This window comes from Streptomyces sp. NPDC047000, from assembly GCF_040644295.1.
Lineage (GTDB): Bacteria > Actinomycetota > Actinomycetes > Streptomycetales > Streptomycetaceae > Streptomyces.
The window spans coordinates 1-2559 of record NZ_JBEYWE010000073.1 but is presented as its reverse complement, the minus strand read 5'-3'; the positions used below and the strand labels follow the sequence as shown (position 1 = coordinate 2559).

Sequence of the window (2559 nt, the reverse complement as noted above, 5' to 3'; positions counted from 1 at the left end):
TGCGTTCGTGATCGGACAACTCGAGCAGCAACGGCTTCGGACCCGGCATCACCCCACCCTACAACCGCCCGCAAACTTCCGACTCAGGACACTAGAGCCGCCCAGTTCTCCGGGACGTTGAGCAGGTGTTTGTACGTCCCGAAGGTGAGATTGGCGGCGGAGTGCACCGCGGCGGCACGCCCCCTGGGGACCGTCGCCCGGATGCGGTCCAGGGGGATGCAGCGGTCGACCACACGACGTAGCCCCCCTCTGGGAGGAGCTGTACGACCCCGCCTGGCAGCAGGACACCTGGGCCGCCTCCGTCACCTGGCCGGACACCACACCGCCGCTCGCCCACGGCGTGACGCGCACCTGGACCCGTGACACACCCCTCCGTACGGAGTTCTCCCGTCGTGCCGCCCTTGTCGAGATCGACGCCCTCGTCGCCGTCTGGCTCGGTATCAGCGCCCACGAGTTGGTGGCCTTGTACGACGCCCGCTTCCCTGTGCTCCAGCAGTACGAGGAGAACATGTTGTTCGACGCGACCGGCCGCCGTATCGCCAAGGCGCATCAGCAGCACGGGTACGGCCAGCCCAAGGACGCCTGGAAACAGCTCAGTTCGGCTGGCGGCTTCCCGGAGGAGTACCAGGTGCCGGAGGGTTACACCGGCCCTCTCCACCGGGCCCACCGCAAGGGTGAGTTGTGCACCGCCCACGCCGAGTTCACCCGCCGCCTGCGTGCGGCCGGCTGGGAACCCGGTGACACCCGACCTCCGGCCGAGCCGGAGAGCTGACCGATGCGAGAGCCCTGCCGTCCCAACGGAACCGGCAGGGCTCTCGCGACCGTTCGAGCGTCAGGCGCCCCGCTCCGACGACGCCAGCCCGACGAATCCCACCCACGTCGCATGCGACACCGTGAGGACGGGACCGGTGACATCCTTGGAGTCCCGGACGTTCACAACTGCCCTGTCGGCGGCGACCTCTACGCAATCACCGCCCTCGGTACCGCTGTAACTGCTCTTGTACCAAGCGAGGCCGGAGGCGACGGACGAGGACTCAGCGTTGTTCATAGCGATCCCAGCACCCCTTCGATGAGCTCCAGTGACTCTCTCGGAGCGAGAGCCTGTGACCGGATAATCCCATAGCGTGCCTGCGCGAGAGTCGCCTGTTCCGGGTCGGTCTGCAGAGAGCCGATGCCCTGAGCCTCGGCGTACAGGAACCTCTTGCCGTCCTTGCGTGTGACGACGGTGAACGGCCCGTTCACACCGGCGTTGTCCTCTGCTCTGACCGGCATGACCTGAATCTCGACGTTCGGCTTCTGGCCGATCAGGAGCAGTTGCTCCAATTGCCCTCGTAGCACGCCGTTCCCACCGTATGGACGCCGCAGCACCGACTCGTCCAACACGAAGCTCAGCAGCGGGGCGGGACGACGGTCGAAGATGTCCTGCCGAGCCAACCTGGCTGTCACCCGCTGCTCGACGGTCTCCTGGTCCAGGGGCGGACGCCGCATCGCGAGCACCGCCCGCATGTATTCCTCGGTCTGCAGCAACCCCTTGACGACCAGCGTGTCGTACGCGATCAACTCGATGGCCTCCTTCTCCAACACCGCCATCCCCTGGAAGAACACCGGATACTGCGCCTTCTCCAGTTCCTCCTTCCACAGGCGCAGCAGCCCGTCCGCGTCCACCGCCTCGTCGGCGTGGTCGATGGCCGTCGGTGACGGAATCCTCCGTCCCTGCTCGAACGCGGCGACCGTGGACGGCGAGTAGCCGATCCGGCGGCCGAACTCGACGCGGTCCAGGCCCGCTCGGAGCCGGAGGGTCTTCATGGTCAGGCCGAAGGCCACCATCACGCCCCGACCGGCGTTCTTCTCGGGCCGTCGCCCGCTGCCGTCGTCGTTCTCCCACTCGTCCCCGACGCCCAGAACCGTCGTTCCGCTGCCGTCCGCAGCCGCTGCGGCCTCCGCGGCCGCACTCGTACGTTCTGACATGTCACCACCGCCTCCCCCGGCCAACGCCCCGCAGAGGGACGCCGTCACGCCGTGCGCTTCGCACTCGTCGGCGCACCACGCTTACAACAGCCCGGCGTCAGTGCGTCACTACGCGTAACGCTACGCGACTGACGACATGGCGTTCGGCATGACGAACAAACCCGGCAGCCCATCCGGCACCACCGCTCTCACCGGCACCACCCAACCCGGCTGCCCCACCGCCTCCTTGTCACCGGAGGCGTCCCACACCTTCGAGATGCGGTTCAGCTCCACGCCCCGGGGCGCCCGCCTGGCCCGTCGCCTGGCCGCGCTCCGCCTGGACGACTGGGGCATCGGGTACGGCACCGAACCCCACGACGACCTGGTGCTGATCGTCGCGGAGCTGGCCGGGAACGCCGTCCGGCACGGCCACGTCCCCGGCCGGGACTTCCATGTCCGCATGGCGCTCGATCCCCGTGCCGGCGCCGCCCGTGCCGAGGTCACCGACACCCGCGCCGAACGCCTCCCGCGCCGCCCCGGGACCCCGGAGGCCGCCGGGACCGGTGAGGCGGGCCGCGGCCTGCTGCTGGTGTCCCGGCTGGCCGCCCGCTG

Annotated in this window: 5 protein-coding genes; 2 read left to right on the top strand and 3 right to left on the bottom strand. The window is 69.0% G+C overall.

Annotated elements, in window-relative coordinates:
- Window positions 1-83: 83 nt before the first annotated feature.
- The gene (locus tag ABZ862_RS38400; RefSeq protein ID WP_360969246.1) at window positions 84-233 is read right to left on the bottom strand and encodes a hypothetical protein; all 150 of its coding nucleotides are present in this window, start codon (window positions 231-233) and stop codon (window positions 84-86) included.
- Between the two features lie 107 nt (window positions 234-340).
- Here ABZ862_RS38400 and ABZ862_RS38395 point away from each other — a divergent pair, with 107 nt between their 5' ends.
- Complete coding sequence (locus ABZ862_RS38395) at window positions 341-772, top strand: hypothetical protein (RefSeq protein WP_360969243.1); 432 nt, start codon at window positions 341-343, stop codon at window positions 770-772.
- 60 nt (window positions 773-832) lie between these two features.
- Here the strand turns inward: ABZ862_RS38395 and ABZ862_RS38390 are convergent, their stop codons facing one another.
- Both ABZ862_RS38390 and ABZ862_RS38385 read right to left on the bottom strand, forming a co-directional pair.
- Window positions 833-1048, bottom strand: a complete 216-nt coding sequence (locus ABZ862_RS38390; protein WP_360969240.1) for a DUF397 domain-containing protein — start codon at window positions 1046-1048, stop codon at window positions 833-835.
- Window positions 1045-1968 (bottom strand): helix-turn-helix transcriptional regulator, encoded by a 924-nt coding sequence (locus tag ABZ862_RS38385; protein WP_360969249.1) that lies wholly within the window; start codon window positions 1966-1968, stop codon window positions 1045-1047. The genes ABZ862_RS38390 and ABZ862_RS38385 overlap by 4 nt, the downstream gene beginning before the upstream one ends.
- 148 nt (window positions 1969-2116) lie before the next feature.
- Between ABZ862_RS38385 and ABZ862_RS38380 the strand changes: the two genes are divergently transcribed.
- Window positions 2117-2559: ATP-binding protein (locus ABZ862_RS38380; RefSeq protein ID WP_360969237.1), on the top strand; the 443-nt coding region annotated here is incomplete at its 3' end.